This is a genomic window from Klebsiella sp. F11 (assembly GCF_056712265.1).
Map to the genome: position 1 here is coordinate 1205690 of NZ_CM160060.1, position 26837 is coordinate 1232526.

Consider the following 26837-nt stretch of genomic DNA (forward strand, 5'->3'; position numbering starts at 1 on the left):
AAGGATTATTGAGGACAACAATGACTAAACGCGCCATTACCATCACCTACTGCTCCCAGTGTAACTGGATGCTGCGCGCCAGCTGGATGGCGCAGGAGCTGCTGCACACCTTCAGCACCGATATCGCCTCGGTCACGCTGGTGCCGGGAACCGGGGGAATATTCACCATCAGCGTGGACGATGTGCAAATCTGGGATCGCAAGCAGGATGAGGGCTTCCCCGATGCGGCGGAGCTTAAGCGGCGGGTGCGCGACGTCTGCTTCCCGGAAAAATCGCTGGGACACGTGGATAAACCGGCCTAATCCTCAGGGAGTAAGCGGCTGCGCCGCGCCGTCTGAAGGTGTATTATAGGTGCATCTTTGTTGCCGAGGGCAGGCTATGGCGGGTAAACGTATCGATCGCGAAAAAGAGACCATCAGCAGGATGATTTCGCTCTATCAGCGCCGCTGTCCGGATGCCCTCGCCGACGCGGAGCACTATCAGGCGCTCAATGCCTATGCCGATAAGCGGCTGGATAAATGCGTGTTTGGTGAAGAAAAGCCGGCCTGCAAGCAGTGCCCGGTGCACTGCTATCAGCCGGCAAGACGCGAAGAGATGAAGCAGATCATGCGCTGGGCGGGGCCGCGAATGCTCTGGCGCCACCCGATATTAACCATCCGTCATCTGATTGACGATAAGCGGCCGGTCCCCGAGCTGCCGGAAAAGTACCGGCCTAAAAAATAGCCGGCGCTAGCTCTCGGCCTCCGCGGATTCGGCCTGCGTCCGGCTATCGCGCATCGTCGTATAAACGAACGTCATGACGAACAGCGCGGTGAACAGCACCACGATGGTGGGCGCCGGGGCGCTATCGAGATAGAACGACAGCCAGACGCCGCCCAACGAACAGCCCACGGCGAGCGCCACAGCCAGCAGCAGGGCGCTGATAAAACGCCGGGTCAGCAGCAGGGCGATAGCGCCCGGGGCGATCAGCAGCGAAATCGACAGAATAATCCCCACCGCTTTCAGCGTCGCGACGATCGTCAGCGCAATCATGCACAGCAGCCCATAGTGCAGCAGCCCGCAGCGGAGGCCGCTGGCCTTAGCCTGATGTGGGTCGAAGGCGTGCAGCAGAAAATCGCGCCACTTCAGCCCAATAATCAGCGCAATAGCCAGCGCGATTAGCGAGGTTTGCGCGATATCGCTGGCGGAGATGCCCAGCATATCGCCGAACAGAATATGGTCGAGATGGACCTCGGACTGAATGGCGACGTACAGCACCAGGCCGGCGCCAAACATGCCGGAAAAGACGATCCCCATAATCGTATCGCGCTTGATGCGGCTGTTGTCATCAAGATAGCCGGTGGCAATGGCGCAGAACAGCCCGGCAATAAAGGCGCCGATGGCGAACGGAATGCCGACGATGTACGCCACCACCACGCCGGGAAACACCGCGTGGCTCATGGCGTCGCCCATCAGCGCCCAGCCTTTAAGCACCAAAAACACCGACAGCAGCGCGCAGGGAACGGCAACGATAGCCGCCACCAGCATGGCGTTGATCATAAAAGGGAACTGGAACGGGTCGAGCAGAGCGGTCAGCATGAGGCCTCCCTGGTGCGATGGCGGCTGGCAAGCAGGCCGTGCTTTGGCGCGAAAATAAATGCCGCCAGAAACAGCAGCGTTTGGGCCACCACGATAATGCCGCCGGTGGCGCCGTCCAGATAGTAGCTCAGCCAGGCGCCGAAAAAGCTGGTCAGGCTGCCGATGGCGACGGCAATCGCCAGCAGGCGCGGAAAGCGGTCGGTGAGCAGCCAGGCGGTGGCGCCGGGGGTGACCACCAGGCAAATCACCAGAAACGCGCCCACGGTCTGCAGCGCCGCCACGGTACAGGCCGCCAGCAGGGTGAAGAACAGCAGCTTGAGCCCGGTGGTGTTGAGGCCGATGGAGCGGGCGTGGCTTTCATCGAAAAAGGTCACCATCAGATCTTTCCACTTCAGCAGCAGGATGATTATCGAAATAAAACCGATCGCCGCCAGCTGGATAATATCCTCCGGAGCAATCGCCAGAATATTGCCGAGGATAATGGTCTGAATATTGACCGAGGTGGGGTTGAGCGACACCATAAACAGCCCGATGCCGAAGAAGGAGGAGAAAATCAGCCCGATAATGGCGTCTTCCTTGAGCTTAGAGCGCTGGTTGAGAAACAGCATGCTGCCCGCCGCCAGCCCGCCGGAGAGAAAGGCGCCCAGCGCAAAGGGCAGGCCGAGCATATAGGCCCCCGCCACGCCGGGAACGATCGAGTGGGAAAGGGCGTCGCCAATCAGCGACCAGCCTTTCAGCATCAGGTAGCACGAGAGAAACGCGCACACGCCGCCCACCAGCGCCGAGACCCACATCGCGTTCAGCATATATTGATAGCCAAACGGCTCCAGCAGCCAGCTCATCCTTCTCCTCCCGTCGCCCGGCGGCTGATAAACGGCCGCTCATCGTCGGTAATAATCCGTTCCTCGCCGCCCTTGAGCACCACGTGGCGCAGCACGCCGCTAAAGGCAAGCTCGAGATTCTCGGCGGTAAAGGTGGTCTCGGTTGGGCCGCTCGCGAGGACGGTGCCTTTGACCATCACGGTGTAGTCGCAAAATTCGCTGACCGAGCCGAGATTGTGGGTTGAGACCAGCATGGTGCAGCCTTCGTCGCGCAGCTCCCGCAGCAGGGAGATGATCCGCGCTTCGGTCTGCACGTCGACGCCGGTAAAGGGTTCATCCAGCAGGATCACCTTGCCCTGCTGGGCGATGGCCCTGGCAAGGAACACGCGCTTCTTCTGGCCGCCGGAGAGTTCGCCGATCTGCCGCTGGCGGTATTCGCTCATCCCCACGCGCGCCAGCGCCGCGTCAACGATCTGGTGGTCGCGAGCTTTTGCCCGCCGCAGCCAGCCCATATGGCCGTAGCGGCCCATCATCACCACGTCCTCCACCAGCACCGGGAACGACCAGTCGACCTCCTCGGACTGCGGGACGTAGGCCACCAGATTTTGCCGCAGCGCCTGGTTGACCGGCCGACCGAGGATCGCAATCTCGCCGCGCGCCAGACGCACGAAGCCCATCAGCGCTTTAAACAGGGTTGATTTCCCCGAGCCGTTGACGCCGACCAGCGCGGCAATCGAACCCTGCGGGACGCTGAAGGAGGCATCCCGCAGCGCGGTATGGCCGTTGCGGTAGGTGACGCTGACCCTGTCGATGACCAGCCCCGCCGACTCTGTACTCATGACTGTTTCCTCAGGCCGTCGTTGATGCCCTGGACGATGGTTTGCGTGGTCACCCGCAGCAGATCGAGATAGGTCGGTACCGGGCCGTCGGCGGCGCTCAGGGAGTCAACGTAGAGCACGCCGCCGTAGTGGGCGCCCGCTTCCCGCGCGACCTGGCGCGCCGGCTTATCGGAGATGGTGCTTTCGCTGAAGATGGTCGGGATATGCTCTTTTTTCATGGTGTCGATGGTTTTGCGCACCTGCTGCGGCGTGCCCTGCTGGTCGGCGTTAATCGGCCATAGGTAGCGCTCCTGCAGGCCGTTATCGCGGGCGAGGTAGGAGAATGCACCTTCGCTGGTGACCAGCCAGCGCTTATCCTCCGGCAGCTTCGCCAGCTGCGCTTTCAGCGGCGCCATGGTCTGGTGGATTTTTTCCTTATAGGCCTCGGCGTTGCGGCGATAGACGTCGGCGTTGTCGGGATCGTATTTCACCAGCGCGTCGCGGATGTTATCGACGTAGATTAGGGCGTTGTCCGCCGACATCCACGCGTGCGGGTTGGGCTTGCCGTTATAGGGGCCGTCGCTGATGCCCATCGGCTGAATGCCGTTGCTGACCACCACTTCCGGCACGCCGTTGAGGTGCTGATAGAAGCGGGCGAACCACAGTTCGAGGTTCAGGCCGTTGGCGAGAATGAGCTGCGCTCCCTGGGCGCGCTTGATATCGCCCGGCGTGGGCTGATACTCATGGATCTCGGCTCCCGGTTTGGTAATTGAGCTGACCTCGGCGGCGTCGCCGGCCACGTTCTGCGCCATATCGGCGATCACCGTAAAGGTGGTGATGACCTTAAATTTCTCCTTCGCCTGCGCGGGGGCGGCGGCGAAGATCGCCAGGGTGGCGGCAAATATCAGGTGTTTCAGCGGTGGCAGGTGCAGCATAGGTTCCCTCACAACGTTGCGATTAATTAAGCATCATTTATAGCCTGTGCTATGTTATATAGCACAGGCTATTGATAAATGGAAATGATTATTATTTAGATGGCGGGGTAATAATGAGCGTGGGAAGAATAGATCGGCGTAGCGCCGCCGGTTAGCGGGCGTTCTTAATGAACAACGCCGCTTCACGCAACGTAGAGTGCAGCGGCGTTTTGAGCATGACTTAAGCGCAGGTGGCGATGAGGATCGCCGACGCTTTGATCAGCGCGATGACGCGGCTGCCCTGGGCGAGCTGCATCTCCTGCTGGCTTTCGTTGGTGACCACGGCGACAACCTCAAAACCGGCATCGGTTTGAATATGTACGGTGTCGTTGACAGCGCCCTGCGTTACGCGGGTCACGCTACCGGCAAACTGGTTGCGCGCGGAGAACTTCAGCCCGCAATCTTCGGTCGCGAGGGTGACCCACGGCGCTTTAATCAGCGCGATGGCCTCTTTTCCTGCGGCCAGGCCCAGCGCCTCCCTGCTGCTGTGGGTGACAATTGCCACCAGCTTCGCGCCGCCCGCGAGGGTTAATTCAATCTCATCGTTGACTGCGCCCGTGGCTACCGCGCTGACCGTGCCGGCGAGCTGGTTACGTGCTGATACCGCCATAGAATCTCCTTATGTACCCGATTGAGTGCGTGTCGAACCTATAGTAGCTCATCTTTGGACATGCCCCATCTTTTCATCCGCGAAAGCAGGGGGGACGCTTTAGGCCCGGGCGCCGGAAGCGCTGGCGAGGTGAGGCTTCCCCGGACGGGCCGCGCCGCCATCCGGGGGATGACCGTTACGCCAGATCTTCGCCGTTGCTGGCAATGACCTTTTTATACCACCAGAACGATTTCTTGCGCTTACGGTCGAGGGTGCCGTTGCCGGCGTCATCGCGGTCAACGTAGATGAAGCCGTAGCGTTTGCTCATCTCGCCGGTGGAGGCGGCCACCAGGTCAATGCAGCCCCAGCTGGTGTAGCCCATTACCGGAATACCGTCAGCGATAGCGTCGCCCATCGCTTTGATATGCTCGCGCAGATAGCTGATGCGGTAGTCGTCGTTAATCTCGCCGTTGGCGTCGATTTCATCCCGCGCGCCGAGGCCGTTTTCCACGAGGAACAGCGGCTTCTGGTAGCGGTCATACATCATATTCATGGTGATGCGCAGGCCGAGGGGGTCGATTCCCCAGCCCCATTCGCTGGCCTGAATATAGGGGTTTTTTAACGACTTCACGATATTGGCCGCGTTGGTGTTGCTGGCGTTCATCTCCGCCGAGGCGCAGCGCGAGGCGTAGTAGCTGAAGGAGACAAAATCGACGGTGTTGCGCAGGATCTCGTCGTCGCCCGGCTCTTTGACAATCGTCACGCCTTTCTCGCGGAGCATCCGCGCCGCCCATACCGGCCAGGCGCCGCGCGCCTGCACGTCGATAAAGAGCAGGTTTTCGCGATCTTTCTCCAGCGCCATCCACACATCTTCCGGCTTGCAGGAGTAAGGATAGAAGTTGCCGCCCGCCAGCATGCAACCCACCTGGTTCTGCGCGTTCACCTCGTGGGCGATTTTGGTCACCTGGGCGCTGGCAATCAGCTCGTGGTGCGCGGCCTGATACTTCACCTGATCCTGATTCTCCCCCTCTTCGAACGCCAGGCCGGCGCCGGAGTAGGGGCTGTGGAGCATGATGTTGATCTCGTTAAAGGTCAGCCAGTACTTCACCAGCCCGTCAAAGGCTTCAAAGCAGGTGCGGGCGTAGTGGGTAAAAAAACCGACCATTTTGCGATTGCGCCAGGAGCCGTACTCGGTCACCAGGTGCATCGGCACGTCGAAGTGGCACAGGGTTACCAGCGGCTCGATATTGTGCTTTTTGCACTCCTCAAACAGCGAACGGTAGAAGGCGATCCCCTGCGCGTTCGGCTCCCGCTCGTCGCCGTTGGGGAACAGGCGGCTCCAGGCGATGGAGGTGCGGAATACGCTAAAGCCCATCTCCGCCATCAGGGTGATGTCCTCTTTATAACGATGATAAAAGTCTATCGCCGTATGGCTGGGATAGAACTCATCGTCACGCAGCTGGAAGCGCTTTTCCAGCCCCAGCTTGACCGGCAGGCGCCTGGCGCCGTGGGGAAGGGTATCGACGGTGGTCAGCCCTTTGCCGCCCTCCAGATATGCCCCTTCAGCCTGGTTAGCGGCCAGCGCGCCGCCCCATAAAAATCCTTGTGGAAAAGTCGCCATGCGTTACCTCTGTATCAAAAATTATATTCAGGCGTGGGATGCTTCGCTCGTCGCCTGGCGCTGCCGGGCATCGGCGGCGGCATCTTCCACCGGGATATCCTCAAAGCCGAGCAGCAGGGTCAGAACAAACGACAGCACCACCGCCAGCGCCATCACGCCGAAGACCCAGACGAGAGTCATTGGATTCGCCGGATCGAAGAACTGGACGCTGGTAAACAGGCCCGGCGCCGCCATGGAGTGGCTGGCAAGCCCGGCGATGCCGGCGACCGCGCCGCAGATAAAGCCGCTGATCAGGCTGGCGATCAGCGGGCGCTTGAGCCGTATCGCAACCCCGTACAGCGCCGGCTCGGAGATCCCGGCGAGAATGGCCGACGCGGCCGCCGCCAGCGCCGTCTGGCGCAGCTCCGGGTTTTTCGTTTTCCAGGCCACCGCCAGCGATGAGCCGCCCAGCGACAGGTTGGCGCCGATTTCCGACGGCATCACCATCCCCTCTTTGCCGCTTTCGGCAATGGTCTGAATGATAGTCGGCGTAAAGACGCGGTGCATCCCGGTCATCACCAGCAGCGGCCACAGGGCGCCCATAATCGCCACCGACAGCCAGCCGAGATAGTGGTGCACGGTGTAAACCAGCGCCGAGATGGCGCTACCGATCCAGATCCCCAGCGGGCCGATCAGCAGAATGGCCAGCGGCGCGGCGATCAGTACGATCAGCATCGGCTTGAGGAAGTTTTTCGTCACCGCTGGGGTGATCCTGTCGACCCAGCGCTCGATATAAGAGAGGCACCATGTCATCACCAGCGCCGGGATCACGGTGTAGGTATATTTCACCGCGGTGACCGGAATAAAGGCGAATTCGACGTGTTCGCCCTGAGCGGCTTTGGCCATCAGATCGATAAAGCTCGGATGCACCAGCACCCCGGCAATGGCAATCGCCAGCGACATATTGGTTTTGAATTTGACCGCCGCGGAGGCGGCGACCATCAGCGGCAGGAAGAAGAAGGCGCCGTCGCCAATCACCGTCAGAATGGTGAGCGTTGGCGCGCCCTTCGTCAGGACGCCGCTCATTTCGAGGATCATCGCCAGCAGTTTGACCATCGATCCGCCGATAATCGCCGGGATCAGCGGCGACATGGTGCCGATCAGCGCATCGAGGATCCCGGCGCCGACCCGCCTGAAGGTCAGCGGCGGCTTGCCGACGGGCTCCGCCGGGCGCATCTCACCCGGCAGCAGGCTCATCACTTCACGGTAGGCCTGGGAAACGGTGTTGCCGACGATCACCTGACACTGGTTATCGCTGCGCACGACGCCCAGTACGCCTTTCAGCCCTTTTAGGGTCGCGCTATCCACCCGCTCGTTGTCTTTGACCACGAAACGCAGGCGGGTCATGCAGTAGGTGACGGCGCTGACGTTATCCACGCCGCCAATCGCCGAAACGATCTGCTGCGCCAGGGCTGCATAATTTTTAGACATCGGATTTTATCCTGTTTATCAATGAGGTACTGGCTTTTCACCGCGCCATAAAGCGGCGTGGCATCGTGCATGTGTAGGAAACCGGTTCCACAAAATCATGATGAGTTTCATACTGGTAAACAAGATCTAAAAAAATACTATTTTCATTTTGTGATTTTGATCGGATTATGCCGCGGAAAAGAATCCGCTCCGGGGCGCGCGTGGAGGCTGTAAAACGGCAGGGCGTGCAGTACACTGCGGGCATCTTTTTGCAACAGGAAGAACAACATGGCAACGATGCTGGAGGTCGCTAAGCGCGCAGGAGTGTCGAAAGCGACGGTTTCGCGGGTGCTATCGGGCAACGGCTACGTCAGCCAGGAGACGAAAGATCGCGTGTTCCAGGCCGTTGCCGAAAGCGGCTACCGGCCGAACCTGCTGGCGCGCAACCTCGCCACCAAAAAGAGCCAGACCCTCGGACTGGTGGTCACCAACACCCTCTATCACGGGGTCTACTTCAGCGAGCTGCTGTTCCAGGTTGCGCGGATGACCGAAGACAAGGGGCGGCAGCTGATTCTGGCCGACGGCAAGCACAGCGCCGACGAAGAGCGGGCGGCGATTCAGTACCTGCTCGACCTGCGCTGCGACGCGATTATTATCTATCCGCGTTTTCTCAGCGTCGATGAAATGGACGCCATCGTTGAGCAGCACGACCGGCCGATCATGGTGCTTAACCGCCGCCTGCGGCGCAACGCCAGCCACTGCGTCTGGTCCGATCAAAAAGCCTCGGCCCTGGCCGCGGTACGGCAGCTCATCGCCCGCGGCCATCGTGAGATCGCGTTTATCACCGGCTCGCTGGATTCCCCTACCGGCATCGAGCGCCTTGCCGGCTACAAAGAGGCGCTGGCTCAGCACGATATCGCGCTCAACGAAGCGCTAATCGTGAAGGGGAAATGGACCCCGGAAACCGGCGCGGCCGGGGTTGAGACCCTGCGCCAGCGCGGCGTCAGCTACAGCGCGCTGGTGGCGAGCAACGATGATATGGCGATTGGCGCGATGAAGCAGCTGCATCTGCACGGTGTGAAGGTGCCGGAGCAGGTCTCGGTGATTGGCTTCGACGACATCGTACTGGCGCCCTATATGATCCCGGCGCTCTCCAGCGTCAAAATTCCGGTGCCGGAGATGATCAAAGAGAGTATTAACCGGCTGATTTTTATGCTCGACGGCGGCGATTTCAAACTCCAGCAAACCTTCTCCGGCGAGCTGATTGAACGCGAATCTCTTACCGCTGGTCCCGGCGCCTGAGATCGTCATCAGGAGCGTCAACGGCCTGACGTTAGTGTGAAGAGGCGCCCTGCGCTAACGTCCGCACAACCGGCTGCTGGTTTGCCGATTGACGTTTTATCTGGTGGATTTTACTCTGCTATTTCCGCATCAGCTGCCTGCCGGTGATGGAACAATCGCGTTCGGTCGGGCGCCGGCAGGTTCACAGGATACCATCATGATAGTGACGATTTTACGCCAGCAGCCGCGCGCGGCGGCGCTGGTGCTGGGGCTTATTGTGGCCAATCTGATCGCCTGGGTCTGGGCGTGGCAGGCCTTTGGCGATAGCGGCGCGCTGATGGCCGCCAGCCTGCTGGCCTGGGGATACGGCCTGCGTCATGCGGTCGATGCCGATCATATTGCGGCGATCGATAGCGTGACGCGCAAGATGATGCAGCAGGGGCGGCGTCCGTTCGGCGTGGGCGCCTGGTTCTCGCTTGGGCACTCGTCTATTGTGGTGCTGGCCTCCGCCGCCATTGCCGCCACCGCGACGGCGTTCGGCCAGCAGATGAGCTGGTTTCACGATACCGGCAGCGCGATCGGCACCGCCGTTTCGGCGCTGTTTCTGCTGCTGATGGCCTTTATCAACCTGGTTATTCTGCGCAGCGTCTGGCGCAGCTTTCGGGCGTGGAAGCGCGGGGAGAAGGTGAGCGATGAGGTGGCGGCGGGCGGCGGGATGATGAGCTGGCTGTTCGGCAAAACCTTCCGCCTGATTAGCCGCAGCTGGCAGATGTACCTGGTCGGCTTTCTGTTCGGCCTCGGTTTTGATACCGCGACAGAAATTGGCGTGCTCGGCATCTCCGCCGCCAGCGCCTCGAGCGGCATCTCTATCTGGTCGATTATGGTCTTCCCGGCGCTGTTTGCCAGCGGCATGGCGCTGGTGGATACCCTCGATAACGTCCTGATGGTAGGCGCCTACGGCTGGGCGTTCAGCAAGCCGCAGCGCAAGCTCTATTACAATATGACCATTACCGGAACTTCGGTGGTGGTGGCGCTGTTTATCGGCGGCATGGAAGCGCTGGGCCTGCTGATGGATAAGTTTGCGCTCAGCGGTGGGCCGTGGCGCTGGGTGGGGGCGCTGAACGATAATCTTGGCAACGCCGGCTTTGTGGTTATCGGGCTGTTTGTCGCCTGCTGGGTGCTGTCGGTGATTAACTATCGCTGGCGCGGATACGATAATCTGGCGCAGTAGGTCGGGGGATATCGTTCCGGCTCGCGCATTATTCACCAGAGCCGGGAAAGGCAGCTATTTAGAAGAGCGAAAAGCCCGTAAACCACCGCCTTCAGATCCTGATTGATCTTCATAAAAATCCCGGCCGCCTGAGCCGGGATTTTACCTTAAGGGTCAGTCACGGCTTCGCTTCAGGCAATCATAGCGGGGATTCTCCCGCCGGATGACCGGCAGGTCACCGGTATCGTTAAGCGCACCGGGAAACGTCTTGATCCACAAGTCCATTTTCTTCTTGCTGAAATGAGCCGCGCTTAACCCTTCGGCACAACCGAACAGCTCCCGGCTGTTCTGGGCGGTGATCACAATGCAATCTGGCATCACTCTGATTTTTACCGGCATACCCGACGTAAATCCGGCCTGCGAAAGCCAGTCACCCTGGAGCGGGATATAGTCATGCCGCATACGGTCATAAAACTCCGTGCGGTCAAGCGGTAGTGGTGACTCCGTTGTGGATTTATTCTGCAAGTGCTTAACGGGTTTTTTACGTTCCAGCTCGCAATTTTTACCACTTATTTCTGATTCATCAGAATCTATTTTGGCAATAGCACTTTCTGGCTTAAAATTCTGCTCAGCCATATTCAACTCCGGTTTAGTTGTCTGTGGTTAGCGGTGTGGAAGTGCTGGTAACACTTTCATACCGCGCTCTTTAAAAATCTTCCTGCTTATTCCATCCTTCCGTTATGACAGGTGAGGATCTTATCTGGCTTTATTTATTGTACTGTACTGAATAAAAACACAGTATATATTTCATGGACAATATTGATTATTGCGACGTGGATTCAGGAAATAATATAACTTCATGTAACATTGCATTATTAATAAAAGTATACAGGTCTTTTGCCATTGGTCGCGGCATTGAGGGTATCTATCCTCTGTCTTCTGTCAAGAATGGCGGACTGACGAATACCTCTCCCGGTCTCCTGGAAACTGGGGCGAGCCAGATGTTACAGGCAACAAGGTGAACGGTAATGCTAAAGGGCAGCTATACCCGTGATCATTGAAACTGCTTGATTTCGTCGGTGCTGAGGATCATGCTCAGGCCATGAACGTAAAACTGACCTCCGCACAGATTGCCGCCCTTGAGGCTCAGCACCGGCAGAGTCGTGACCGCCGTGTCTGCGACCGGATACGCTGCGTGCTGCTTTCTGCTCAGGGCTGGTCTCCTGCCATGATTGCGCAGTCTCAGCTCATTCATGAGACCACGGTTCTGCGTCATCTATCGGATTATCTCAGCGACGGTAAGCTCACCTCTGATAACGGCGGTTCGCAGGAGCATCTGACTCCCGGGGAGTCTGCCGAACTTCGTCAGCTTCTGACTGACACTGTTCACATCACGACGGCCAGTATCGTGTCGCTTGTCCGTGACCGCTTCGGTGTGCGCTACAGCATTCCGGGTATGAATAAGTGGCTTCACCGCAACGGGTTCACCTGGAAAAAACCGTCAGGTATTCCCCATAAGTTCTGCCCGGCACAACAGCAGCAGTTCATGACGCATTATGAAGCGCTGAAGCAGGCTGCCGGTGACAGCGAACCCATTCTGTTTATGGATGCGGTACATCCGACGCAGTCAACGAAGCTGAGCTGTGGCTGGATAAGAAAGGGGGAACTGAAAGCGGTGAAAACCACCGGGAGCCGGACCCGCCTGAACATCATCAGCGCCCTCAGCGTGAACGACCTGGCCCGGACGGTGACCCGTGATTATCCGCAGATTAATGCGGATGCTATCTGCCGTTTTTTTATTGCAGTTCGCCAGACTTATCCGGTGTCGCAGAAAGTGCATCTGATACTGGACGGTGCGCCTTATCACCGGGCATCGCTGGTTAAGGACTGGGCCTTCGTGATGAATATTGAACTGCATTATCTGCCGCCGTACAGCCCGAACCTGAACCCGACAGAACGGTTGTGGAAGGTGATGAATGAGCATGTGCGGAATAACCGGTATTTTGCGTCAGCGAAAGCCTTCAGGGACGCGATAAGAGGATTTTTTGAACGAACCCTGCCGGAACTGGGGCAGAAACTGGGCTGTCGTATCAACGACAATTTTCAGGTGCTCAGTTCCGTGTCAGAGACATAACGACGTATAGCGTAAGGTGTTCACCTGTGAACAAAATAACTCTCATTGATCATGTTGCAATAACTGTTGCCGACCTTGAAGTATCTTACTGTTTTTACGATAAATTGTTTGGTGCAAAAATTCATGCAGAGTACGCCCCCTTTGGGAAACTGCTTGTAAGGCAGGTATCGCTGGGTGATATTGTCCTGAGTTTACATCAGGTTGAGAATGGCGTGGAACTTGTAGCTAAAAGGCCAATGCCAGGGAGTGCTGATTTATGCTTCCGGTGGGGAGGGACAATTCTCAGCGTGTTAGAGCTACTTGAGAAAAACGATATCGAAATAATCCATGGCCCGGTGCCCCGTGAAACGAGTTCAGGTCAGCCATCACAATCTGTTTTCTTTCGGGATCCTGATGGAAATCTGCTGGAGTTAATGGCTGCTGATAATAAAGACCAAGGTTAAAACACTCAATAAAGTCAAAAATAAATATTTTCATCTGCAGGACTTAATGTGGCTCCCTGAAACAATCTGCACTTTGAAGTTTATTGAGTATATAAGTGAGGAGAGGACTTTAAATGCAGTTAAAACTGAGAGAAGTCCTGCTATATTGGGCATGAAAGAATGCCACTTATGTCTATATAAATTCAAAATACAGCGCATCATAATTATTTGCCTTCTTTTGGCACACAGGAGACGACAGGTTAAGCAAACCTGGAGACAGAGCATGTCTTATATTGACGTGCCGTCAATAAAGTGAATGATGGATATTTGCAGAAAACGCATGCTACTGGCATATCTATCAGTTGAATTGTTTTTCGTACATATCTACATGATGTTTGAAAAATTTATCGTAATCCTTAGAATCACTAATTAATACGGTAACTGCTATAGCAGGTTCATCCAGATCTTGTGAGAAATCTTCGATAGCGATAAAACCACAGATTATTTCTTCATCAGTTTCGCTAATGAATAATCTACAGCCCGTTGTATCGGCATTTGGAGAGTAGAACTGAGTTGGTCTTAAAGCTCCATGAACGATTCCCATCGGAGGATCACCAAATTCTAATTCGGATACACCAATAGCTTTGTCATCTTTTCTAATCTCGAATATCATTTCATTCTCCTTACACCATTGATTTTTTGGCAATAACCCTCGTTAATAAATAATCTAACAATGCCTCGGAAAAATGGGAAGTTACTTATCAGGAATGTCTGCTATTGGCACTCATGGCATCTACACCACGGCGCCCACCTGGTCCTAACTGGACAGTAAAATGTCTCTATCCAGCTGTACCTGCCTGTGGCATCTATCTCAGTAAGACCTGAATCAGCTGAACGAAGATATACACCGTCGCTGCCGCTTGTATTGCCCGGAACCCCCATCTCAGATAGCGCCATTGATGGCGCTCCCTGGCATCAGCTGCTTCAATAGCGGGGTCAGAATTTTTTATTTTCCTGGCCCTGGTCCGGAATTCATCGATTACCCACAGGATGAGAATAAAGATGATGAGGGTTTTCTGAAGAATGGGATTATCCACAAAGAGTAACTCCGGCCTGCTCGCTGATAAAGGCAGAATAGATGAACCTCCTTCACTTAGCCATTACTATATGTAGGGGTAAAATTAATTTTCATCCTGAAGGATTTTGCGGTGATTCTGTCCATGGCAGGGGAGCGTAAGTCTGCTGGGTACTCTTCACCTTTCACACACGTCTTTTGGCGTTAGCCCATTCACTTTGCGAAACCAGGGAGCAATGGACGCAATTGGTTGGGCATTGTTACCAGATAAACATTTCTCATAATAAGCTGGCCTGGCTAAGGCGCTCTGACAAACAAGTCGATAGCCCAAAAGGAAGCAGGGGCGCAGATAGCATTCTGGCCGTATACGATGGTGATGGTGTTGAGAGAGGGGCCGGATATACAAACGCAATATACCCCCGTTACACAACTAAAGAGAGGGGTTGTATAACGGGGGGATCCATACACGGGCAAGGCGTTGACGTCGCGACCCGGGAAAGCGCTTAGCTCACCAGCTGCTTGAGCAGGGCAAAGGCCTCTTTCATTCGGTCTTCGCTGACCACAAAGGCGCGCAGCCGGTTTTCCGCATCCACGCCTTTAGCCACCAGGCCGTCGTTGGCGGCCACGATATTCCACGTCAGGTCTTCGCGCCGCGTATCTCCGGCCAGATGCAGCGGGAGATCCGGGGTTTTCACCTTCACCAGCATCGGCGGCAGCTTCAGCTCGCCCGGCTGCTCCAGCAGATTTTTGCTCAGGCACATGGCGCTGAGCAAAATAGGCTGCAGGAACGGCAGCACCATGCCGTTAATTTCGGCGCAGTCGCCGAGGGCAAAAATTGCCGGATGGCTGCTGCGCAGGCGGCTATCGACCACCACGCCGCGGTTAATCTCAAGGCCTGCCCGACGCGCCAGGGCGGTTTCCGGGCGCAGGCCGGCGGCGGCAACAACCGCGTCCACGGTCACGCTGCGCTGGCGGTCGACGGTTACGCGGATGCCGTCGGCGGTTTGCTCCAGCCCTTCGAGCTGGGTTTTCAGCATCAGGTGCACGCCCATGTCGGTTAATCGATGCTGCAGGCGGCTGCTGGCCTCTGGCGGCATCAGCGCCGACAGCACGCTGGCGGAATTGTCGACCACCGTCACCGCTTTGCCGGCGCGGCAGAAATCCATCGCCAGCTCGCAGCCAATCAGCCCGCCGCCGACGATCAGCACGCGGCGCGCGTTGTGGAGCCGGGTTTGGGCGGCGCCGTACTCCCGCTGGCTGTTGAGAGTGAGCATCAGCTCGCGGCCCGGCACCGGCGGAATAAACGGCGCGGCGCCGGTCGCCAGCACCAGCTTGTCATAGCGCCACTCGCGATCCTGGCTTTTGACCACTTTGCCCTCGGCGTCGATATCGCTCACCCAGGTATGCGGGAACAGGCGCAGATTATACTGTTCGGCAAACTCCCCGGCGGTTTGCAGGGTCAGATCCTCGGCGCTCTGACCGCGGCTGATGACGTGGCTGAGATCCGGTTTGTTGTACTCATCCATGCTGTCGGCGGCGATCAGCGTCAGCGGGATCTGCGGGTCCTGCTTACGAATATTTTTTACCAGCTGGCGGGCCGCGAAGCCCGAGCCGATGATGACGATGCCATCACTCATTTTGCCTCCGTTGCCAGAACGTCAAAGACATCTTTGCCGAGAGAGCACTCAGGGCACAGGAAGTTATCCGGCACGTCGCTCCACGGGGTGCCAGGCTGGACGTCCTGGTTCGGTTCGCCTTTCGCCGGATCGTAGATCCACTGGCACACGCTGCACTGCATTGACGGGCCGAGGTCGGCCGCTGCCGCCGCGGCGCAGGCGCAGTCGCTCTGTTCAGCCGACGTTTTTTTATCAGCGCTGGCCGGCAGCGGGGAGAGGGCCCACTGGCGGGCGATTTCGCGGCCGTGCTCGCGGCAAATTTCCAGCGCATCCAGGTCCGGGCGCCATTTCGCCTTCAGGCTCAGGGACATTTCAAAACTGGCATCCTGCAGGCGGGTAGAGAGGCGGTCAACCGCGCCGCCGCTCCAGCCGTGGGAGCCAAAGGCGCTGGCGCGCTTGTTGCGAAAACGCAGGCCGGTCATCTCCTCCACCAGGCCGGCGATTTTCGGCATCATGACGTTGTTCATGGTCGAGGTGCCCACCAGCACGCCTTTTGAGCGGAAGACGTTGGTGAGAATTTCGTTTTTGTCGCTGCGGGCGACATTAAAGATTTTCACCGCCACGCGCGGGTCGATGTCGGTGATGCCCTGGGCGATCGCGTCGGCCATCATGCGGGTGTTGTTGGACATGGTGTCGTAGAAAATGGTGATGCGATCTTCCTGATAATCCGCCGCCCATTTCAGATACAGCTCGACGATTTGCGTCGGGTTATCGCGCCATACCACGCCGTGGGAAGTGGCAATCATATCCACCGGCAGGTTGAACCCGAGGATTTCGGTAATTTTCGGCGTCACCAGGCGGCTGAACGGCGTCAGGATATTGGCGTAGTAGCGCTGGCACTGCTCGAACAGCTCGGTCTGATCCACTTCGTCGTTGAACAGGTGCTCGTCGCAGTAGTGCTGGCCGAAGGCGTCGTTGCTGAACAGCACCGCGTCGCCGGTCATATAGGTCATCATGCTGTCCGGCCAGTGCAGCATCGGGGTTTCCACGAAGATCAGCTGCTTACCGTTGCCGAGATCGAGGCTGTCGCCGGTTTTCACCACGTTAAAGTTCCACTCCGGGTGATGGTGGTGGCCGGTGATGGAGTCGATGGCGTTGGCGGTGCAGTAAATCGGGGTGTCCGGGATCGAGTTCATCAGCTCGGTCAGCGCCCCGGCGTGGTCCTCTTCCGCATGGTTAATTACGATGTAGTCGATATCGGCGAGGTCGATTTCGCCGCGCAGGTTCTGTACGAACTCGCGGCTGAATTTATGATCCACGGTATCGATCAGGACGTTCTTTTCTTCGCGAATGAGATAGCTGTTGTAGCTGCTGCCGCGCAGCGTTTTATATTCGGTTCCGTGGAAATCGCGCACTTCCCAGTCGCGTTGGCCAACCCAATGAATGTTATTTTTAACCAGAATAGACATAGCAACCTCAATTAATTCAGCGTTTTCAAAATAAGATGTTTTGCTTATATCAAGTTGCGTGCCAACTTTTTAATCTATTGATTTTGTTTGTTTTGTTATTTTTGATTAAAAACGTTGATGTCAAAATGACAATGGTTAAAATAGTCGTTATGACTATTGTGATTGTCAAAATGACAGCGAGGCGGCAATGAGCTTTTCCGTAGAGGCGCTGGCGAAAATCGCCATTGATTTGCAAAGCGATATCGGCCACGCCGACCGCTTCTCGCGGCTGATTGCCACCCTGCGGCAGATCCTCGGCTGCGATGCCTCGGCGCTGCTGCGCTATGAGGCGCATCAGTTTGTGCCGCTGGCCATCGACGGCCTCGCCCACGACGTGCTGGGGCGGCGCTTTTCCCTCGAAGGGCATCCGCGTTTAGAGGCCATCGCCCGCGCCGGCGACGTGGTGCGCTTCCCGGCGGATAGCGACCTGCCGGACCCGTATGACGGGCTGATCCCCGGTCAGGAAAGCCTCAAGGTTCACGCCTGCGTAGGGCTGCCGCTGTTTGCCGGGCAGACGCTGATCGGCGCGCTGACCCTCGACGGCATGGACGCCGACCGCTTTGACAGCTTCAGCGATGAGGAGCTGCGGCTGATTGCCGCGCTGGTGGCGGGGGCGCTCAACAACGCGTTGCTGATCGCCCGCCTGGAGAACCAGAACGTGCTGCCGGAGCCGAGCGCGAGCTACCCGGCCGCCGAACGGCAGGAGATTATCGGCCTTTCGGCGCCGATGCTGCAGCTGAAAAAGGAGATTGATATCGTCGCGGCGTCGGATCTCAACGTGCTGATTGACGGTGAAACCGGCACCGGCAAGGAGCTGGTGGCGAAAGCCGTGCATCAGGGCTCGCCGCGCGCCGCCAATCCGCTGGTCTATCTTAACTGCGCGGCGCTGCCGGAAAGCGTGGCCGAGAGCGAGCTGTTCGGCCACGTCAAAGGGGCGTTTACCGGGGCCATCAGCAACCGCAGCGGCAAGTTTGAAATGGCCGATAACGGCACGCTGTTCCTCGATGAGATCGGCGAACTGTCGCTGGCGCTGCAGGCAAAGCTACTGCGGGTACTGCAGTATGGCGACATTCAGCGCGTCGGGGACGATCGCAGCCTGCGGGTGGACGTGCGGGTGCTGGCGGCCACCAACCGCGACCTGCGTCAGGAGGTGGTCGAAGGGCGCTTTCGCGCCGATCTCTATCACCGGCTGAGCGTCTTTCCGCTGTCGGTGCCGGCGCTGCGCGAGCGGGATCAGGACGTGGTGCTGCTGGCGGGCTATTTCTGCGAGCAGTGCCGCCTGCGGATGGGGCTGGGGCAGGTGGTGTTAAGCGGCGCCGCGCGGGCAAGGCTGGGCGCCTGGTCGTGGCCGGGCAACGTCCGCGAGCTGGAGCATGCGATTCATCGCGCGGTGGTGCTGGCGCGGGCAACCCAGGCGGGGGACGAAATCGTGCTGGAGCCGCAGCACTTTCAGTTTGCCGGCGACGCGCCGAACCCGGCGAACGCCGCGCCGCTGGCGCCGACGCAGACTATAAACCTGCGCGAGGCGACGGAGGCCTTCCAGCGCGAGGCGATCGCCAGGGCGCTGGCGGAGAATAACCGCAGCTGGGCGGCGGCGGCCCGGGCGCTGGCGCTGGACGTCGCCAACCTGCATCGGCTGGCGAAGCGTCTGGGGCTTAAAGAATCCCGGCCTGATAAAAGTTCTGCAGGTTAATCGCGCCGACCAGCTGGCCGCTCTCGTCCACCACCGGGGCGGCGCTGATTTTGTGCTTCATCAGGCGCTCCCTGGCTTCAATCGCGCGGCTCTCGGCCTGCAGCGTCACGCCGCTGCGGGTCATCGCCCGGCTGACGGTATCCTCGAGGGTGCCGCCGCCCACCAGCCAGCGGCGCAGGTCGCCGTCGGTGAATACGCCCTCGACGCGGTTTTGCGCATCGCATACCGCTACCAACCCCAGCCCGGTGCGGCTGAGTTCGAGCATGGCGGTCATCACGCTGGCGGCGACGTCAACGCGCGGCACGTCATCGTCGCGGCGCATCAGGTGATGGACCTTATTCAGCAGTCGCGCGCCGAGCGCGCCGGCCGGATGCGAGCGGGCAAAATCTTCTTCGTTGAAGCCGCGGGCCTGCATCACCGCCATCGCCAGCGCGTCGCCGAGCATCAGGGTGTTGACGGTGCTGGAGGTCGGGGCGAGATGCATCGGGCAGGCTTCGCGCTCTACGGCGATATCCAGCACCGCCCTGGCCGCCAGCGCCAGCGGGGATTTCGATTTGCCGGTCATCGCCAGCAGGGGAATCGATTTTTCCTCCAGCCGGGGCACGATCAGGTCGAGCTCCTTCGCCCCGCCGGAATAGGAGATAAAGAGCATCACGTCGCGGCTATCGAGCATCCCCAGATCGCCGTGCAGCGCCTCCGCCGGGTGGACAAAAAACGCCGGCGTACCGGTGCTGGCAAAGGTGGCGGCCAGCTTTTTGCCGATATGGCCCGATTTACCGATGCCGGAAACAATCAGTTTGCCTTCGCAGTGGATGATGGTTTCCGCCGCGCGGATGAAGTCGTCGCCCAGGCGCTCGGGCAGGCGGCTCGCCTCCTGGAGCTCCAGCAGCAGGGTCTGGCGTCCGGCTTCTAACAGAAAGTTACTCATGATCTTCTCCAGTAATAATAACTTTGATGCCTTGCTCTTCCAGCGCCCGCTGGAACGTCGGGTCGATGCCGGCATCGGTAATCAGCATATCCACGCTTTCAAGACCGCAGACGATGTTCGGGCTCTTGCGGCCAAACTTCGACGAGTCAGCCATCAGGATCACCTCCCGGGCGGCGTTGCACATCGCTTTACTGACGGTATACACCTCGTTGAAGGTGGTGACGCCGGCGTTGAGGTCGATGCCGTCGGTCCCCATAAACAGCTTATCGAAGCTGAACTGCTCGAAGGCATTCTCCGCCAGCTGTCCGTGAAAGGACGCCGATTTCTTGCGAAAGGTGCCGCCGGGCATCAGGATCGTTTGTTCGTTATCGAGCTCAGAGAGGGCGTTGACGATATGCAGGCTGTTGGTCATGACCGTGATGTTATTGAAGCGGCTGAGCAGGGGCACCATCTGCAGCACCGTGCTGCCGGCGTCGAGGATGATCGAGTCGCCGTCGTGGATGAAGCGCACGGCGGCTTCGGCGATGCGCGCTTTCTTGGCGGTATTGATCAGCGTTTTATGATCGATAGGCGGGTCGCTTTCGTCTTTATTCAACACCACTCCGCCGTAGGTGCGAATAACGGTGCCGGCGTGTTCGAGGGTAACCAGATCCTTGCGGATCGTCGTGCCGGTGGTATCGAAGTGTTGCGCCAGCTCTTCGACCGAGCATTTACCCTGCGACTGCAGATGCTCAAGAATAGCTGCCTGTCGCTGACGTGGTTTCATAGCGGTTATATCCTGCGTTTAAAGTTTCGATATGATAATTTCGCAAGATATTTACTTTTACAACGAAATTATACATGTTTCGGTTTAAGCGCTAATGATAGTGCATTCCGACAGAGCGAATCATGGGGGAAGATCATATCTGGCCGCAATTCCTGCAAAAGTTTGCCTTCAAGCGCCGGGATTTGCTGCGGACGGGCGAAGACGGTCAGGCCCTTCATCAGCAGCGTGCCGCTGACGCGGTCGTGTTCATCAACCGCGATGGCGACGATGGCCCGCGGCTTGAAGCGGCCCGCCGAGCGCCCGACGCCGACGCGCCCCTGCAGACAGAGTTTATCAAACGCGCGGTTAAAGCGGCGGATCTGCCAGCCGCCGAAGGCGAGCTGGGCGATCCAGGCGATAGCGGCGACGGTAATCAATGCGCTAACCATGAACATTTCCTTAAGGCGTGGTATCGGGAAGAACCCGGACCGCGGCGCGATCCGGGAGCCGGCGGTTAAAACATCACCTGGCCGCCGGTGACGTTGATGGACTGCCCGGTGCAGTAGGAGGCCTGCGGGCTGGCGTAAAACATCAGCACGTTAAGCACGTCCTGATAGTCGCAGCCGCGCTTGAGCGGAACCTTGTCGATGTAGTACTGCTCGACCTGATCTTCGGCGATACCGAGCTTGTGGGCGTACTGCGGCAGCAGCGACTGGAACATCGGCGACTTCAGCAGGTTGCCGAGCATCAGCGCGTGGACGGTAATGCCGTACTCCGCCAGATCCAACGCCAGCGACTGGGTCAGCCCGACGCCGCCGAACTTCGCCGCGCTGTAGCCGGAGTTATGCTTGCTGCCCACCTTGCCGGATTTGGAGTTGATCTGAATGATGCGCCCCTGAATGCCGTCGCGGATCATCAGCCGTGAAAACTCCCGGGCGCAGAGGAAATAGCCCACCAGGTTGACCTGCAGCGAGCGGTCGAAGTCGCCCAGCGCAAAGTCGCTAATAAAGGCCGCTTTGGCGATCCCGGCGCTGTAAACCAGCAGATCCACGCGGGCGAATATCTCGTCCACGCCGCGGGCGAGGGCGACGACGCTGGCCTCGCTGGTCGCATCGGCGCCGAAACCGTACGCCGTCCCTTCGCCATATTCGGCGTTAATCGCCTGAGCCACGCGGGTGGCCTTATCGCTTTGAATATCCACCACCGCCACGCGATACCCCTGGGCGGCGAGCCCACGACACAGAAACTCACCTAAGGTTTGTCCTCCGCCGATGACAACAGCAACCTGACTCATAGTTCTCTCCTTACAGCTTAAGCAAAAAATTTCAGTACGCAGCCGGGGGCGATCGCCTCCGGCACGGGGCCGGCCACGTGCACCGTCCCCGGAAACTCCGCCACGTGGTGGCCGTCGAAGCGCAGCGTGATATGGCCCAGCTCGCGCAGATTCTGTTCCGCCACCTCGCCCACCGCGGTGACCGGATAGCGCTGTTCTCCCAGCTGGAGCTGCGCCCCCGGCGCCAGCGCGCCGACAAGCTCGCCGTGGTTGTGAATAAAGCAGTACTCTTCGATATCCGCCGGCGCGCCCTCGCGGAAGGTAATCAGCATCCGATCCTCCAGCGCCATCGTCGCGCTGGCGCCGATGTGCGTAATGGTGGTCTGGTAAATCACGGTCATCTTCAGGAACCTCTTATTGGTAAATAAATCCGGAAACGAACCAGGCGATCAGCACCGTTGGCGCGCCGGTCAGGAAGCGGCTGACCAGCACCGACGGGACGCCGACGCGCACCGTCTCCTGCCGGGCTTCGGCGAGCGACAGGCCGACCGGAATAAAGTCGCAGGCCGCCTGGGCGTTAATCGCAAACAGGGCGGGGAGGGCGAGATGCGGCGGAATATTGCCGAGGCCAATCTGCACGCCGATCAGCACGCCGATAACCTGGGCGATCACCGCGCCAGGGCCGAGGAACGGCGACAGCAGCGGGAAGGAGCAGATCAGCGCCAGGGTCACCAGCCCCAGCGGATGGCTGGCGAGCGGCGCCAGGCCGTGGGCAATCCAGTCGCCGATGCCCGAGGCCATGATGATGCCGATCAGCGCCGAGACGAAGGCCATAAACGGCAGGATGGTTTTCAGCACCGTGTCGATGGTGTCGCGCCCGGCCTGGAACAGCACTGCTACCACGGAGCCCATTCCCATGCCGACCCTGGCCAGCAGGCCGTCGCTCTGCTCGGTGATTTTTTTACTGGCGTCGTAATCGCGGCCCGCGGGCTGAGGCGGGGCCGGTTCGCCGGCGTCGGCGTCGGCGCCGTCGACGGGATGGATATTCTCTTCCTTAACGCCCGAGACGTAGATGTCCTCAAGGATATACTGCGCCAGCGGCCCGGACTTGCCGGTGGCGTGGATATTGACGGTCGGAATACGCCGCTTCGGATAGATGCCGCAGCGCAGGGTGCCGCCGCAGTCGATAATGGCGACGCCGATCTCATCTTCCGGCGGTTCCCCCTCTTTAAAACCGTCCACGGCCTGCCAGCCGGTGAGGAGAGCGAGCTTGTCGACGATGGCCGGGCGGGTGCCGGCGGTGATGTAGACTATTTTTTTGCCTTCTACGGCGTCCAGCTCCAGCGGGCCGCCCCAGCCGCTGGCCCCTTTTTCAATACGAATACGCGTCATGATGCAGCTCCGGACAGATGCACTTTTTGTGCAAGCTGGATGGCCATTTTTTTCTCAAAAATGGAGGTTGTCAGATCGGTCACCCAGCCGCGGAAGAAGTTGGTCACCAGGCCGACCAGCAGATAGCTCACCGCCAGCGGCCCCAGCGGCAGGCCGAGGGTGGTTAAGCCGTTGGCGATCCCGAGATAGACGAACAGCTCGCCGGGGTTGATATGGGGAAACAGGCCGTTCATGGAGTGGCAGCTGTAGGAGGCCGCCGCGTAGTAGCTGGGCTTGTACTTCTCGGGCATAAAGCGCCCGAGGCTCAGGGTCATCGGGTTGCAGAAAACGAAGGTCCCGATGCAGGGCAGCAGCAGGTAGCGGGAGACGGGATTCCCGGCGCAGCGCTGCGCCAGCCTTTCGATCCGCTGCTGGCCGATAAAGTTGATCAGCGCGTTCATGATAACCAGCAAGCTGATCAGCAGGGGCAGGATCCCGGTTACCATCCCGGTAAAGACCTCGCCCCCCTTCTGAAACAGGCCGATAAACCATTCGGCGCCGTGGGTAATAACTTCGATCATTATTCTCTCCTCTGTAGCGTTATTTTTCTTGCTAACTGGCAGCTGATTTTAATCACTTTGAAAGATTTAAAAGTGTTAAAATGATCGCAAAATGAAAGATAAATATTTTAATTTGAAAGTTTATTGCCGATGGGATGAAAATTTTACCCTGAAAATGTGCAGGGAAGAGGGACCTGGCGGGAGTAAAGGGCGAAGGGCAGGACTATTTTGCCCGCCAATAGATTGCCGCTTCCTTGTTGATGGCCGCATGCTTTACCATAATTACCCTTTGCCGAATTTGTTAAATGGAAGTCCCATGTTGAAGCGTCGCTATCTGGCATTACTCCCGCTGTGCGTACTCCTCGCTGCCTGCAGCAGCAAACCTAAAGCCACCGCAGTAACGGAGACCACGGGAGGATCCGGTGGCTTCCTGCTGGAGCCGCAGCATACCGTTATGAATATGGGGGGAGATTTCGCCAACAATCCTGCTGCGGAGCAGTTCATCGACAAAATGGTGAGCAAGCACGGGTTTGACCGGCAGCAGCTGCACGAAATTCTCTCCCAGGCTAAGCGCCTGGATTACGTCCTGCGCCTGATGGACCGCCAGGCGCCGAGCGGACTGCCGCCGACCGGGCCGACCGGCGCGTGGCTGCGCTACAAAAAGCAGTTCATCACCCCGGATAACGTGCAAAACGGCGTGGCGTTCTGGAATCAGTATCAGGACGCGCTGAACCGCGCCTGGCAGGTCTACGGCGTGCCGCCGGAAATCATCGTCGGTATTATCGGCGTGGAAACCCGCTGGGGCCGCGTGATGGGGAAAACCCGCATTCTCGACGCGCTGGCGACGCTCTCCTTCAGCTATCCGCGGCGCGCGGAGTACTTCTCCGGCGAGCTGGAAACCTTCCTGCTGATGGCGCGTAGCGAAAGCGACGACCCGCTGGACCTCAAAGGCTCGTTCGCCGGCGCCATGGGCTACGGCCAGTTTATGCCCTCCTCGTATCGCCAGTACGCGGTGGATTTCAACGGCGACGGGCATATCAACCTGTGGGACCCGGTGGATGCGATCGGCAGCGTGGCTAACTACTTCAAGCAGCACGGCTGGGCGAGCGGCGATCTGGTCGCGGTACCGGCAATGGGCCAGGCGCCGGGGCTGGAGAACGGCTTTAAAACCAATTACAGCCTATCGCAGCTGGCGGCGGCCGGCCTGACGCCAACGCAGCCGCTGGGCAACCATCAGCAGGCGAGCCTGCTGCGCCTCGATATCGGCACCGGCTACCAGTACTGGTACGGGCTGCCGAACTTCTACACCATTACCCGCTATAACCACAGCACCCACTACGCGATGGCCGTCTGGCAGCTCGGCCTGGCCGTTTCCCAGGCCCGCGGACAGTAAGCCTTCCCGCCGGCTCCCCTCCGCCCGGAGGGGAGTCTGTAACATTTTGCAGCATTTCCCCTCGTTGACGCTGATTTACATTATCCCGCCGATCCAATAATGTTATGTTATAACATATTTATTGGGGCAAAGATGTTCATCTCTCTTTTTTCGAGCTCGGCCGCGCTGCGCGTGGGCTTCGCCTGCGCCCTGCTGGCGCTGCTGTGGCTGGCGACATGGTGGGCGGTAACCCTGCCATGATTGAACTGGAAAACCTGGTCGCCGGGTATGGTGAGCTGGCGATTACCCCAGCGCTGAGCGGCGCTATCGCCGCGGGCAGCCTGACGGCCATTGTCGGCCTCAACGGCTGCGGTAAATCGACGTTGTTGAAAACGCTGGCCGGATTTATTCCCCCGGTGAGCGGTCGCCTGCGCTGGACGACGTCGCGGCCGGTCATCGGCTGGCTGGCGCAGCGGCATTCGCTGGAATCACAGTTTCCCCTCGTGGTTCGGGACGTGGTGAGCCAGGGCGCCTGGCCGCAGGTCTCGCTCCTGCGCGGTCTGGGCGGCGAGATCCGCCGGCGCATTGACGCGGCGCTGGATCGCGTCGGCCTGGCGTCAATGGCGAAAACGCCGATTGAGGCGCTGTCCGGCGGGCAGTTTCAACGCATGCTGTTTGCCAGGGTGATGGTCCAGCAGGCCCCGCTGGTGATGCTCGATGAGCCCTTTACCGGGATCGATGAGTCCACCAGCCGTGAGCTGATGACGCTGATCCTCGAGATGCACCGGCAGGGGCAGACCGTGCTGGCGGTGCTGCACGACAATCAGCGCGTCGCCGAATACTTTCCGGAAACCCTGCTGCTGGAGTCGCGAAACGCCCGCTGGGGCGAGACCGGCAACGTGCTTCCCGCCTTTGACTCCGCGAGGCTGGCATGATCTGGCACACCTTCTTTCAACCTTTTATCGAATTCGGCTTTATGCGCCGCGCGCTGGTGGTATGCCTGGCGCTCTCGCTGAGCACCACCATGCTCGGGGTTTTCCTGCTGCTGCGGCGCATGAGCCTGATGGGCGATGCCCTGTCGCACGCGATTTTGCCCGGCGTGGCGGTGGGCTATCTGCTTAACGGCATGTCGCTGCTGGCGATGTCGGTCGGCGGTTTTATCGCCGGCATTGCGGTGGCGCTGGTGGCGGGGTGGGTCAGCCGCCGCACGCCGCTTAAAGAAGACGCCAGCTTCGCCGGGTTTTATCTGGGATCGCTGGCGCTGGGGGTAACGCTGGTATCGCTGCGCGGCTCCAGCGTCGATCTGCTGCATCTGCTGTTTGGTTCGATTCTGGCGGTGGATAACGACGCGGCGCTGTTCGTCGCCGGGGTCGCCAGCCTGACGCTGGTTTGCATCGCGCTGCTCTATCGCGGGCTGGTGAACGAGGCTTTCGACAGCGCGTGGCTGCAGGTGAATAACCGCCGGCTGCCCGCGCTGCTGCACGGCCTGTTTCTGGCGCTGCTGGTGCTGAACCTGGTGGCGGGTTTCCAGGTGCTGGGCACCCTGATGGCGGTGGGGGTGATGATGCTCCCGGCGGTGGCCGCCTGCTGCTGGGCGCGAACGCTGCCCGCCATCCTGCTGCTGGCGGCGCTGATCGGCAGCGCCTGCGCCTGGATGGGGCTTAGCCTGTCGTGGGCGGCGAATTTGCCCGCCGGCCCCGCCATCGTGCTGACCGCTAGCGGGATCTTTTTTATTTCGGTGTTTTTTGGCGCGCGCAGCCGGCTGGTGGTCGGCTGGCGCAAATTAATGGGGTAAGGAA

29 protein-coding genes and 1 pseudogene are annotated in these 26837 nt (G+C 59.0%); 11 read left to right on the forward strand and 19 right to left on the reverse strand.

Annotated elements, in window-relative coordinates:
• Positions 1 to 20: 20 nt before the first annotated feature.
• Together AC1M2H_RS06025 and AC1M2H_RS06030 are read left to right on the forward strand one after the other, a co-directional pair.
• Positions 21 to 302: an Rdx family protein gene (locus AC1M2H_RS06025; RefSeq protein ID WP_426812134.1), complete on the forward strand. Its 282-nt coding sequence runs from the start codon at positions 21 to 23 to the stop codon at positions 300 to 302.
• A gap of 76 nt (positions 303 to 378) precedes the next feature.
• A complete protein-coding gene (locus AC1M2H_RS06030) occupies positions 379 to 723 on the forward strand; it encodes a nitrous oxide-stimulated promoter family protein (RefSeq protein ID WP_480150679.1) in 345 nt (114 codons plus the stop codon).
• Between the two features lie 6 nt (positions 724 to 729).
• On the opposite strand, the gene sitD is transcribed toward AC1M2H_RS06030, so the two are convergent.
• The 7 genes from sitD to ascF form a co-directional block, all read right to left on the reverse strand.
• The gene (gene sitD / locus AC1M2H_RS06035; RefSeq protein WP_480150680.1) at positions 730 to 1578 is read right to left on the reverse strand and encodes an iron/manganese ABC transporter permease subunit SitD; all 849 of its coding nucleotides are present in this window, start codon (positions 1576 to 1578) and stop codon (positions 730 to 732) included.
• Positions 1572 to 2420, reverse strand: coding sequence for an iron/manganese ABC transporter permease subunit SitC (gene sitC / locus AC1M2H_RS06040; RefSeq protein WP_480150681.1), 849 nt, complete (start codon positions 2418 to 2420; stop codon positions 1572 to 1574). The genes sitD and sitC overlap by 7 nt, the downstream gene beginning before the upstream one ends.
• Positions 2417 to 3238: a manganese/iron ABC transporter ATP-binding protein gene (locus AC1M2H_RS06045; RefSeq protein ID WP_480150682.1), complete on the reverse strand. Its 822-nt coding sequence runs from the start codon at positions 3236 to 3238 to the stop codon at positions 2417 to 2419. Before AC1M2H_RS06045 ends, sitC begins: the two co-directional genes overlap by 4 nt.
• Positions 3235 to 4152, reverse strand: coding sequence for a metal ABC transporter substrate-binding protein (locus AC1M2H_RS06050; protein WP_480150683.1), 918 nt, complete (start codon positions 4150 to 4152; stop codon positions 3235 to 3237). Before AC1M2H_RS06050 ends, AC1M2H_RS06045 begins: the two co-directional genes overlap by 4 nt.
• A gap of 220 nt (positions 4153 to 4372) precedes the next feature.
• Positions 4373 to 4801: a TOBE domain-containing protein gene (locus tag AC1M2H_RS06055; protein ID WP_480150684.1), complete on the reverse strand. Its 429-nt coding sequence runs from the start codon at positions 4799 to 4801 to the stop codon at positions 4373 to 4375.
• 175 nt (positions 4802 to 4976) lie between these two features.
• Positions 4977 to 6401: a 6-phospho-beta-glucosidase gene (locus AC1M2H_RS06060; RefSeq protein WP_480150685.1), complete on the reverse strand. Its 1425-nt coding sequence runs from the start codon at positions 6399 to 6401 to the stop codon at positions 4977 to 4979.
• A 27-nt stretch (positions 6402 to 6428) separates the two neighbouring features.
• A complete protein-coding gene (ascF, locus tag AC1M2H_RS06065; RefSeq protein WP_480150686.1) occupies positions 6429 to 7871 on the reverse strand; it encodes a PTS cellobiose/arbutin/salicin transporter subunit IIBC in 1443 nt (480 codons plus the stop codon).
• A gap of 267 nt (positions 7872 to 8138) precedes the next feature.
• On the opposite strand from ascF, the gene AC1M2H_RS06070 reads away from it, so the two are divergent.
• The 3 genes and pseudogenes from AC1M2H_RS06070 to AC1M2H_RS06080 all read left to right on the forward strand — a co-directional run bounded on the left by AC1M2H_RS06070 (position 8139) and on the right by AC1M2H_RS06080 (position 10362).
• On the forward strand, positions 8139 to 9152 hold the full coding sequence (locus AC1M2H_RS06070; RefSeq protein WP_480150687.1) for a LacI family DNA-binding transcriptional regulator: 1014 nt from the start codon (positions 8139 to 8141) through the stop codon (positions 9150 to 9152).
• Between the two features lie 64 nt (positions 9153 to 9216).
• Positions 9217 to 9324, forward strand: a pseudogene (locus AC1M2H_RS06075) (hypothetical protein); the annotation flags it as partial.
• 24 nt (positions 9325 to 9348) lie between these two features.
• The gene (locus tag AC1M2H_RS06080; protein WP_480150688.1) at positions 9349 to 10362 is read left to right on the forward strand and encodes a HoxN/HupN/NixA family nickel/cobalt transporter; all 1014 of its coding nucleotides are present in this window, start codon (positions 9349 to 9351) and stop codon (positions 10360 to 10362) included.
• 153 nt (positions 10363 to 10515) lie between these two features.
• Here the strand turns inward: AC1M2H_RS06080 and AC1M2H_RS06085 are convergent, their stop codons facing one another.
• Positions 10516 to 10977, reverse strand: a complete 462-nt coding sequence (locus tag AC1M2H_RS06085; RefSeq protein ID WP_480150689.1) for a SymE family type I addiction module toxin — start codon at positions 10975 to 10977, stop codon at positions 10516 to 10518.
• Positions 10978 to 11443: 466 nt separating this feature from the next.
• Between AC1M2H_RS06085 and AC1M2H_RS06090 the strand changes: the two genes are divergently transcribed.
• On the forward strand, positions 11444 to 12475 hold the full coding sequence (locus tag AC1M2H_RS06090) for an IS630 family transposase (RefSeq protein ID WP_480151833.1): 1032 nt from the start codon (positions 11444 to 11446) through the stop codon (positions 12473 to 12475).
• A 26-nt stretch (positions 12476 to 12501) separates the two neighbouring features.
• Positions 12502 to 12918 carry a VOC family protein gene (locus AC1M2H_RS06095; protein ID WP_480147914.1) on the forward strand — a complete coding sequence of 139 codons (417 nt, stop codon included), beginning with the start codon at positions 12502 to 12504 and terminating at the stop codon, positions 12916 to 12918.
• Between the two features lie 337 nt (positions 12919 to 13255).
• Here AC1M2H_RS06095 and AC1M2H_RS06100 read toward each other — a convergent pair whose 3' ends face one another.
• The 4 genes from AC1M2H_RS06100 to norV form a co-directional block, all read right to left on the reverse strand.
• Positions 13256 to 13570 (reverse strand): hypothetical protein, encoded by a 315-nt coding sequence (locus AC1M2H_RS06100; protein ID WP_480150690.1) that lies wholly within the window; start codon positions 13568 to 13570, stop codon positions 13256 to 13258.
• 193 nt (positions 13571 to 13763) lie between these two features.
• The gene (locus AC1M2H_RS06105) at positions 13764 to 13994 is read right to left on the reverse strand and encodes a hypothetical protein (protein WP_480150691.1); all 231 of its coding nucleotides are present in this window, start codon (positions 13992 to 13994) and stop codon (positions 13764 to 13766) included.
• Between the two features lie 481 nt (positions 13995 to 14475).
• Positions 14476 to 15609, reverse strand: coding sequence for an NADH:flavorubredoxin reductase NorW (norW, locus tag AC1M2H_RS06110; protein WP_480150692.1), 1134 nt, complete (start codon positions 15607 to 15609; stop codon positions 14476 to 14478).
• On the reverse strand, positions 15606 to 17057 hold the full coding sequence (norV, locus tag AC1M2H_RS06115; RefSeq protein ID WP_480150693.1) for an anaerobic nitric oxide reductase flavorubredoxin: 1452 nt from the start codon (positions 17055 to 17057) through the stop codon (positions 15606 to 15608). Before norV ends, norW begins: the two co-directional genes overlap by 4 nt.
• A gap of 187 nt (positions 17058 to 17244) precedes the next feature.
• Here norV and norR point away from each other — a divergent pair, with 187 nt between their 5' ends.
• Entirely contained in the window at positions 17245 to 18789 is a 1545-nt protein-coding gene (norR, locus tag AC1M2H_RS06120) for a nitric oxide reductase transcriptional regulator NorR (protein ID WP_480150694.1), read from the forward strand.
• Here the strand turns inward: norR and gutQ are convergent.
• The 7 genes from gutQ to srlA all read right to left on the reverse strand — a co-directional run bounded on the left by gutQ (position 18752) and on the right by srlA (position 23687).
• Entirely contained in the window at positions 18752 to 19717 is a 966-nt protein-coding gene (gene gutQ, locus AC1M2H_RS06125) for an arabinose-5-phosphate isomerase GutQ (protein WP_480150695.1), read from the reverse strand. The two genes, norR and gutQ, sit on opposite strands and share 38 nt — an antisense overlap.
• Entirely contained in the window at positions 19710 to 20483 is a 774-nt protein-coding gene (gene srlR / locus AC1M2H_RS06130) for a glucitol operon DNA-binding transcriptional repressor SrlR (protein ID WP_095098414.1), read from the reverse strand. The genes gutQ and srlR overlap by 8 nt, the downstream gene beginning before the upstream one ends.
• A gap of 68 nt (positions 20484 to 20551) precedes the next feature.
• Positions 20552 to 20911: a transcriptional regulator GutM gene (gutM, locus tag AC1M2H_RS06135; protein WP_480150696.1), complete on the reverse strand. Its 360-nt coding sequence runs from the start codon at positions 20909 to 20911 to the stop codon at positions 20552 to 20554.
• A gap of 65 nt (positions 20912 to 20976) precedes the next feature.
• Entirely contained in the window at positions 20977 to 21756 is a 780-nt protein-coding gene (gene srlD / locus AC1M2H_RS06140) for a sorbitol-6-phosphate dehydrogenase (RefSeq protein ID WP_480150697.1), read from the reverse strand.
• 17 nt (positions 21757 to 21773) lie between these two features.
• Positions 21774 to 22136 (reverse strand): PTS glucitol/sorbitol transporter subunit IIA, encoded by a 363-nt coding sequence (srlB, locus tag AC1M2H_RS06145; RefSeq protein WP_480150698.1) that lies wholly within the window; start codon positions 22134 to 22136, stop codon positions 21774 to 21776.
• 13 nt (positions 22137 to 22149) lie between these two features.
• A complete protein-coding gene (srlE, locus tag AC1M2H_RS06150; RefSeq protein ID WP_480150699.1) occupies positions 22150 to 23127 on the reverse strand; it encodes a PTS glucitol/sorbitol transporter subunit IIB in 978 nt (325 codons plus the stop codon).
• Positions 23124 to 23687, reverse strand: coding sequence for a PTS glucitol/sorbitol transporter subunit IIC (gene srlA, locus AC1M2H_RS06155; RefSeq protein ID WP_132513143.1), 564 nt, complete (start codon positions 23685 to 23687; stop codon positions 23124 to 23126). The genes srlE and srlA overlap by 4 nt, the downstream gene beginning before the upstream one ends.
• Positions 23688 to 23982: 295 nt before the next feature.
• Between srlA and mltB the strand changes: the two genes are divergently transcribed.
• The 3 genes from mltB (at position 23983) to AC1M2H_RS06170 (ending at position 26833) form a co-directional block, all read left to right on the forward strand.
• Positions 23983 to 25059, forward strand: coding sequence for a lytic murein transglycosylase B (mltB, locus tag AC1M2H_RS06160; RefSeq protein ID WP_480150700.1), 1077 nt, complete (start codon positions 23983 to 23985; stop codon positions 25057 to 25059).
• A 215-nt stretch (positions 25060 to 25274) separates the two neighbouring features.
• On the forward strand, positions 25275 to 25973 hold the full coding sequence (locus tag AC1M2H_RS06165; protein WP_480151855.1) for a metal ABC transporter ATP-binding protein: 699 nt from the start codon (positions 25275 to 25277) through the stop codon (positions 25971 to 25973).
• Positions 25970 to 26833: a metal ABC transporter permease gene (locus AC1M2H_RS06170; protein WP_480150701.1), complete on the forward strand. Its 864-nt coding sequence runs from the start codon at positions 25970 to 25972 to the stop codon at positions 26831 to 26833. The genes AC1M2H_RS06165 and AC1M2H_RS06170 overlap by 4 nt, the downstream gene beginning before the upstream one ends.
• The last annotated feature ends 4 nt before the right edge of the window (positions 26834 to 26837 follow it).